This is a genomic window from Actinomycetota bacterium, from assembly GCA_030682655.1.
GTDB lineage: Bacteria > Actinomycetota > Coriobacteriia > Anaerosomatales > JAUXNU01 > JAUXNU01.
This window is the reverse complement of record JAUXNU010000077.1, coordinates 1-1,018: the sequence shown is the minus strand read 5'-3', so window position 1 is coordinate 1,018 and position 1,018 is coordinate 1. Positions and strand designations below refer to the sequence as shown.

Here is a 1,018-nt window from a genome sequence, read left to right as displayed (position 1 = left end):
GAGTGAAGATGATCTCGCCGGCGTAGTTGTCGGTGTTAGCGATGTTTGCGTGGCACGGGTCGCAGTTCTCCTCGTAGACCTTGCCGCCGAAGTCGATGATCAACTTCGTGTCGTCGATCTTCGCCTCCTGGGCGAAGGCGGTGCCTGCGCCGAACAGGAACACCAGCGCGAAAGCCGCCGCCACGAGGGAGACCACTCTCCGTGAGCGTCCTCCATGCCTGCCTGCCATGTCGCCTTACCCCTTCCTTCCCCGGGTCACCGGGACTGTGCTTCCCGCCCTATGAGAACCAGGACTTTATCTTGCCGAAGAAGCCCTGGATCGACTCCTGCGTCCCCTTGATGAACGAATAAACGGGGTTCTCTGCGTAAACTTCCGCGCGACGATGTACAAGTCCTGCGTAACTCACGTATGTTTCGTTGACTCCGTCGTGACACTGAGAGCACGTTTCCTGGAGACTCCGCTCGTGCACGCGCGACCCTCGGTTGTCAGACTCCAGGATGTCGTGCGCCCCGTGGCACTGCCAGCACGCCGGTGCATCCGAGGCTCCACGGCGGTATGCCGCGCCGTGGTAGTAGTCCGAGTAGTTGTCCCAGAAGTCCTCGTGGCACCGCCCGCAGATCTCCTGTCCCCGCCTGTGAAGATCGCGCTGACCGTCCTCGTTGTCCGTGAGCGCCATGATCTCGTGCACCGGGCCGTGGCAGTCGCCGCAAAGGGGCTTGGCAGCGTCGGTCTCGGTGAACTCCTGCCCCGGCTGCACCGATATGGAGTGCACTCCCCTGCTGTACAGGTCCCACTGGTCCTGATGGCAGTTCTTGCATGCAAGGCGAGCCGTGCGCACCCAGTCCACTCGCGTCTTCTTGTGCGGCGCCTTGAACGCGAAGTCCAGATGACAGCCGGTGCACATGATCGTCGCATGCGGCCCTTTGTCGAGGTCGGTGCCGTCCACGTAGTACGACACGAACTGGTTCCCTTGCAGCCGGCCCAGGTTCGGGTCGGCGTGACACACCATGCACCCTG

At 62.4% G+C, this 1,018-nt stretch carries 2 protein-coding genes; both read right to left on the bottom strand.

Translation table 11 applies throughout. From position 1 onward, the window contains the following. The coding region (locus Q8K99_04580; GenBank protein ID MDP2181829.1) for a hypothetical protein at nucleotides 1-229 on the bottom strand (229 nt) is incomplete at its 3' end. Between the two features lie 49 nt (nucleotides 230-278). Further along, the coding region (locus tag Q8K99_04575; protein ID MDP2181828.1) for a hypothetical protein at nucleotides 279-1,018 on the bottom strand (740 nt) is incomplete at its 5' end.